This window comes from Parafrankia soli, from assembly GCF_001854695.1.
Taxonomy (GTDB): domain Bacteria; phylum Actinomycetota; class Actinomycetes; order Frankiales; family Frankiaceae; genus Parafrankia; species Parafrankia soli.
The window spans coordinates 1-6790 of record NZ_MAXA01000059.1 but is presented as its reverse complement, the minus strand read 5'-3'; the positions used below and the strand labels follow the sequence as shown (position 1 = coordinate 6790).

The following is a 6790-nucleotide window of genomic DNA, read 5'->3' as shown; positions in this document are numbered from 1 at the left end:
GTGAGGATGCGTTCGCCGTCCGGCTCGCAGCCGGAGATCTCCCGCGGCGACGCCCCGGTGGCGACCAGGACGATGTCGCCGACGAACGTCTCGCCGTCGGACGTCTCGACCGCGTGCGGGCCGACCAGGCGTCCGGTGCCGTGCACCACCTCGACCCGCTCCCGCTCCAGGCGGCGCTCGATGTCGGCGGACTGGGCCCGGGCCAGCGCCCGCACCCGTTCGTTGACCTGCTCGGGGTCGACCGTGACCACGTCCGGTGGAGTGAGGTGGGGCAGGCCGGTCAGCTCCCAGCTGCCGACCTCGGCCGAGGGGTCGCCATGTGGGCGCACCCCCAGGGCCGGCGCCATCGCGAAGTTCGTCATCGTCTCCGATGTCGCGATGAGGGTCTTCGACGGCACGCAGTCGGTCAGGACGCACGCCCCGCCGATGCCGTCTGAGTCGATCACGGTCACGGTCGCGCCGAGGGACGCGGCGACCAGGGCCGCCTCGTAGCCGCCGGGTCCGCCGCCAAGGATGACGATCCGCGTCACGTGAGATCCTCCAGAGCTCGTCGTACTGTCAGTGCCCGAAACCGTCCGTAGGCCACGAGTAGGCTTTTACCTCACTCGCGATCCAAGCGATGATCAATAGGCTTTCCGTCGAAGACGATCGAACACCTGCGCCTCTGATTGTCCAGATGCGCTCTGCCTACGGTCCGTGGATTCCAGCACCTACGCATGGCCCACGTATAGGGCTCAGCGAGCAAAACGAGCGAAAAGCGAAATACGAATTCTATCTACATTAGCGATACAAGGGTTCGCTGTGGCTCTGGGGGTTTGTACGGTTCCCAGCCATGCGACCTACATCACATCAATCGGGCCTAGCTCACGGCGCCGAACGACCGCCGGCGATCTCGCTGGAAAGGGCCACCAAGCGGTTCCCGACTCGGGACGGCGGCGCGTACACGGCGATCCGTGACGTCAGCATCACTGTCCCGGCCGGCGAGTTCGTCTCGATAGTAGGACCGACCGGCTGCGGCAAGTCGACGACGCTGTCGCTGGTCTCCGGGTTGGAGCCAGCGTCCGCGGGTGACGTCCGTGTCGAGGGCAAGCCCGTCACCGGTATCCCGCAGGGGCTTGGCTACATGTTCCAGTCGGACGGGGTGCTGCCCTGGCGAACCGTGCTGGACAACGTCGCGGCTGGCCCCCGGTTCCGGGGTACGCCGAAGGCCGACGCGCGCGAGCTGGCACGGGACTGGGTGACCAAGGTGGGCCTCGCCGGGTTCGAGCGCTACTACCCGCATCAGCTCTCCGGCGGGATGCGCAAGCGGGTGTCCCTCGCCCAGACACTGATTAACACTCCGTCGATCCTGCTGATGGACGAGCCGTTCAGCGCCCTGGACGTGCAGACCCGTGAGTTGATGCAAGACCTGTTGCTCGACCTGTGGGCTGGTAGCGGCGCGGCGGTCGTGTTCGTCACCCACGACCTGACGGAGGCGATCGCGCTCGCCGACACGGTCGTGGTCATGACCGCCGGCCCGGCGACGGTCAAAGACACCGTGAGGGTCGGACTCCCACGCCCGCGCCAGGTCGAAGAGATCCGGCTCGAGACMGCGTTCCTCGACGTCTACCGCCGGGTGTGGGRCTCGCTTCGGGAAGAAGTCGAGATCACCCGTGCCCGCGGGGCGCGCCAAACCGTGGCGGCCTGACCCGGTCCCGCAATACGCGCAGTGCCCGTGCAGTAACGGCACCGCACCCTCCCCCTTTCACAGGAGCCCGCCCATGTCTTATGACCTCAACGCCCCGCCCCCCACCATCGACCGGAAGACCGCCCAGGACGTCGCGGTCCCCGCCGCGACGACCCCGAAGGCGGCGCCACGCCCTCGTAACCCCCTCACCTGGCCGAAGGCCGCTCAATCATGGTTTTCCGGCGCAGGCAGAGGCCAACGTTCCAGAATAACGGTGACGGGCCTGCGGGTGTTGGCCGTTGTCGCGTGGCTCGGCAGCTGGGAGCTGGCCGGTACGCACTGGATCGATCCCTTCTACTACTCCAAGCCGAGCAACATCTGGCAGCGGCTGGTCGATTGGTTCACGACGGGGACCGCGTTCGGCTCGATCTGGGAGCAGATCTCGGTGACGTTGCAGGAGGCCGTACTCGGTTTCCTCATTGGTTCGGCTGCCGGGGTCGTCTTCGGCATCTTGCTCGGCCGTGCCCGCCTGCTGGCCGACGTGTGCGCACCGTTCGTCAAGGCCGCGAATGCGATCCCGCGCATCGTGCTCGCCTCGCTGTTCGTCATCTGGTTCGGTCTCGGGTTGTCCTCGAAGGTCGCGACCGCCGTGGTGCTTGTCTTCTTCGCGGTCTTCTTCAACGCTTTCCAGGGAGCCCGCGAGGTCGACCGGACACTGGTCGACAACGCCCGCATCCTCGGAGCGGGCAAACGACAGATCATGACCTCGATCGTGCTTCCGAGCGCCACGTCGTGGATCACTGCCAGCCTGCACACCGCCTTCGGATTCGCCCTGATCGGGGCGGTGGTCGGCGAGTTCGTGGGGGCGGACAAGGGCCTCGGGCTTCTCATCAACAACGCCCAGGGCACCTTTGATTCGGCCGGGATCTACGCCGGAATGATCGTGATCACCGTGATCGCGCTGATCGCCGAATCGCTTATCACCTTGCTAGAAGGACACCTGCTCGCCTGGCGTCCGCAGTCCCAGTCCAGCGCCACCGGACTCTGACCGTACACCCTATTCATCGAAAAGGAGCCAGCCCGCAATGAAGCGAAGGATCGCAGCGGCCGCCGCATTGGCCCTCCTGGGCGGGACACTTGCCGCGTGCGCGGGGAACGCCGGCGCCGCCGGCGAGACCGAGAAAGTCAAGATCATGATTGGCGGGATAGACAAGATCATCTACTTGCCTGCGAAGCTGACTGAGCAGCTTGGTTTCTTCGCCGACGAAGGCATCGAGGTCCAGTTACTGACCGAACCGTCGGGCGCGCAGGCCGAGAACGTACTCATCTCTGGTGACGTCCAAGGAGTCGTCGGGTTCTACGACCACGCGATCGACCTGCAGACAAAGGGTAAGTGCATCCAGAGTGTCGTGCAGTTCGCCGACGTGCCCGGCGAGGCCGAGGTCGTCGCCACGGACAAGGCCGGCGACATCACGTCGACCGCCGATTTCGCGGGCCGACGGCTCGGTATCACCAGCCCCGGTTCCTCGACCGACTTCCTCACCCGGGCGCTCGCCGCCGCGGCCGGTGTGCAACCGTCGGACTACACCACGGTGAAGGCAGGGGCAGGCCAGACGTTCCTCGCCGCGATGGAACAAGGCAGCATCGACGCCGGCATGACCACCGACCCGACCATCGCTCGGCTGGTGGCCTCCGGCCAAGGCAAGGTGCTCGTCGACATGCGCACCCAGGAAGGCACCGAGGCTGCCCTGGGCGGCCTGTATCCGGCATCGTCGCTCTATATGGACTGCGACTGGGTGGCGGCCAACAAGCCGACCGTGCAGAAGCTAGCAAACGCGTTCGTCCGTACCCTGGGCTGGATCGACACCCACTCGGCGGCGGACATCGCGGCCGAAATGCCCAAGGAATACGCCGGGGACGACCCCGAGCTGTACCGCAGTGCGATTGACGACAGCAAGGGAATGTTCACGGCCGACGGTGTGATGCCGGCCGAGGGCGCCGAGAACGTGCTTCGGGTACTTGCCTCGTTCTCGCCGAACGTCCAAGGCAAGGAGGACACCATCGACCTGTCGAGGACCTACACCACGGAATTCGTGTCGGCGGTCCCCAAAAGTTGACCTCCGGGCCGCAATCGGCGCGGCGAGCGAGTGAGYGGCGACGGACCGCACCCGCTCGCCTTGCGGCTGCCACCGCGGCCCGCGACCGCAGACACAGCGTCGTATCGCGCAATTTGTGTGTTTCGTTCAATACGGCCAACGTATTATCATCCTCCCCATGCTTCACCGGCCGCTCCGCTTCGCTACCCAGGCGTTGCTCTTACAGGTCGGGGTCCTCCTGCTGGTCGGGAGCGCCGGGCTCATCCTGATGGGGTTCCTGCTGCACGACAACCTCACCGACCAGTACGAGCAGCGGGCGCTCGCGATCGCCCGGGCCGTGGCCGCCGACCCGGATGTCGCCCGCGCGGTCACGGTCGGTAAACCAGGCGGCGAACTACAGGTGCGCGCCGAGGCCGTCCGCCTCCGCACGGGGGCGTTGTTCGTCGTCATCGCCGACGTACGGGGGATCCGCTACTCCCATCCCAACCCCTCGAACATCGGCAAACCGGTGAGCACCGACCCGTCGGAAGCTCTCGCCGGCCGCGAGATCATCAGCGTCGAGCGCGGCACGCTGGGGTTGTCCGCGCGAGGCAAGGTCCCGCTGCGCGACGACCGCGGCGGCGTCGTCGGCCAGGTGAGCGTCGGCCTCTCCGCGAACGAGGTAAACGAGCGGCTGTGGGCACTACTGCCCACGGCCGCCGTCCTGCTGGGCCTCGCGCTGCTCGTCGGTGCGGCTGGTGCCGCGCTCCTCGCCCGCCGGCTGCGGCGGCAGACCCTGGGACTCGAGCCGACCGACCTCGCAGACCTGCTCCGCGAGCAGGAGGCGGTCGTACACGGCGTCCAGGACGGCGTGTTGGCCGTCGACCCGGCAGGCAGGATCACGGCCTGCAACGAGACCGCCTGCCGGCTGCTCGGCGTGCCGCTCGCACCGCGGGACTGGGTGGGTAACGCCTTGCTGCCAGAACGGTTACGCGACGTCGTTGAAAGCCACCGCCCGGTTCGCGGCCTGCTCGTCCTGGCCGGGGACCGAGTGCTCGCCGTCACGAGCCACCCGGTGGACCGCGACGGGCGAGATCTCGGCCTGGTGATCACTTTGCGTGACCGAACCGACCTCGACGAGCTAGGTCGCGAACTGGACGCGGTGCGGGCACTGTCGGACGCGCTACGGGCACAGAGCCACGAGTACACCAACCGCCTCCACACGATCGCCGGCCTGCTGCAGATCGGGCACGCCGACGAGGCATCGAGCTACCTGTGCGAACTCACCGCCGATCCACTCGCGACCGAGAACAGGGCCACCGCCCGGCTGACCGATCCCTACCTGCGCGGCCTGCTCGCGGCCAAGACCGCGGCGGCGTCCGAGCGCGGCGTCCGGCTCGCCCTAGCCGCCGACGCCGAGTTACGCGACCCGCTCACGGCGCCGCTCGACGTGGTGACGGTGGTCGGCAACCTCGTCGACAACGCGGTGGAGGCCGCGAGGTCCGGGCAGCGCCGCCCCGCCTGGGTGGAGATCTCCGTCGCAGGAGCCGGAGACTCGCTGCACATCGCGGTCACCGACAGCGGAGACGGCGTTCCTGAGACGGTGCGCGACCGGGTGTTCGACGATGGTTTCACCACATCCGCCGATACCGGGCGGCCGCACGGCATCGGACTCGCCCTCGCCCGCCAGGTCGCCCGCAGCCACGGGGGCGACATCGAGCTGCTAAGAACCGCGGGCACCGACCACGGCGCCGTGTTCGCCTCCCACCTCAACGGCGTCGTCGAGATCTCAGCCCGACCCACCCTGGAGGGCATCCCGTGATCCGTGTCCTGGTCGTCGACGATGACTTCCGCGTCGCTAACCTGCACGCGCACTTCGTCCGCGCCGTTGCGGGCTTCACCGTTATCGGGGTGGCCCACACCGCCGCGACCGCCGTCGAACAGGCCAGGAAACACCGCCCCGACATCGCCTTACTCGACCTGTACCTTCCCGACGGGCGGGGCACCGACCTCATCGGCGAACTGGGATGCGACGTCGTCATGCTCACGGCGGCGGCGGACGCGGCGTCCGTCCGCGAGGCATTCGGCCGCGGTGTGGCCAACTACCTCGTCAAGCCGTTCTCGGCGGCCGACCTCGCCGACCGGCTTCAGGCGTACGCCCGGTACCGCAGCCACCTCAACGGCAACCGCGCACTCGGCCAGACAGACATCGACCTGGCCGCTCGCCTGCTCCGGGCCGGCGACCCGGTGCAGTCGAACGTGCGCAAGGGCCGCTCCGCACACACGGCGAATCTCGTCATCGAGGCGCTGCGAGGTGCGGCGGAAGCCGTCTCGGCCGCCGAGGTGGCTGCGTTGCTCGGGCTCTCCCGACCCACAGCGCAGCGTTACCTGGCGGACCTCGCTCAGGACGGTCGTGCCTCGGTCAGCCTGCGATACGGGTCCACCGGCCGTCCGGAACACCGCTACCAATGGCGGACGAAAGCCACGCTACCCAGTCCGGACCGTTCGTGACCGCACCTGACGTGAGCTTGCGGGCTGAGCGGCCTCCCCGCACCGCCTACATATCGGTCGCCTTGGAATCGCTAGTTCCGGCGTAGTCACGCCCCAATACCAGGAACTTTAGGTTCGGATCRGGATTGTGGCGACCGTGGGTGGCGGTCCCGTGAGGTGCTTGTCGATCGGCTTCTTGGCGGGGAACGGGGTGCGCTTGGTCCGCCGGACGACCCGGGGATTGGAGCGGAGGCGTTTCGGGAGGACGTGTTCGGCGATCTTAGTGGTCACCGCGGCCAGGATCCGGGCCGTCCGGCGGAGGGGGGAAAATCGCCCGGCGCACAACCTGGCGGCGGACGATCGTCACGGTGTGGGTGAAGGAGAGCCGGTCGGGGTCGATCCCTTCGACCAGCGCGGTGTCGTGGATCAGTTTCCGTAACGCCCGGTGCAGCAGCAGGACGCCCCAGACCTCCTGCTCGACCCGGTCGGGGGCCCGGGACCGCAGCACCAGCCGGCCGTCCTGCTGGTGGACCTTGATTTCGTCGAGGAGGGTCTCGAC

6 protein-coding genes and 1 pseudogene are annotated in these 6790 nt (G+C 67.9%); 5 read left to right on the top strand and 2 right to left on the bottom strand.

Translation table 11 applies throughout. From position 1 onward, the window contains the following. Nucleotides 1-530: FAD-dependent oxidoreductase (locus tag BBK14_RS07510; protein ID WP_116430015.1), on the bottom strand; the 530-nt coding region annotated here is incomplete at its 3' end. 302 nt (nucleotides 531-832) lie between these two features. Here BBK14_RS07510 and BBK14_RS07505 point away from each other — a divergent pair. The 5 genes from BBK14_RS07505 (at nucleotide 833) to BBK14_RS07485 (ending at nucleotide 6252) form a co-directional block, all read left to right on the top strand. Then, nucleotides 833-1687 carry an ABC transporter ATP-binding protein gene (locus tag BBK14_RS07505; RefSeq protein WP_071060488.1) on the top strand — a complete coding sequence of 285 codons (855 nt, stop codon included), beginning with the start codon at nucleotides 833-835 and terminating at the stop codon, nucleotides 1685-1687. Between the two features lie 253 nt (nucleotides 1688-1940). Further along, on the top strand, nucleotides 1941-2714 hold the full coding sequence (locus BBK14_RS07500; RefSeq protein ID WP_071060486.1) for an ABC transporter permease: 774 nt from the start codon (nucleotides 1941-1943) through the stop codon (nucleotides 2712-2714). A gap of 37 nt (nucleotides 2715-2751) precedes the next feature. Continuing rightward, nucleotides 2752-3783, top strand: a complete 1032-nt coding sequence (locus tag BBK14_RS07495; protein ID WP_071060484.1) for an ABC transporter substrate-binding protein — start codon at nucleotides 2752-2754, stop codon at nucleotides 3781-3783. 157 nt (nucleotides 3784-3940) lie between these two features. Then, entirely contained in the window at nucleotides 3941-5563 is a 1623-nt protein-coding gene (locus tag BBK14_RS07490) for a sensor histidine kinase (RefSeq protein WP_071060482.1), read from the top strand. Beyond that, nucleotides 5560-6252: a response regulator gene (locus BBK14_RS07485; RefSeq protein WP_071060480.1), complete on the top strand. Its 693-nt coding sequence runs from the start codon at nucleotides 5560-5562 to the stop codon at nucleotides 6250-6252. Before BBK14_RS07490 ends, BBK14_RS07485 begins: the two co-directional genes overlap by 4 nt. A gap of 259 nt (nucleotides 6253-6511) precedes the next feature. On the opposite strand, the pseudogene BBK14_RS07480 reads toward BBK14_RS07485, so the two are convergent. Next, nucleotides 6512-6790, bottom strand: a pseudogene (locus tag BBK14_RS07480) (IS4 family transposase); the annotation flags it as partial.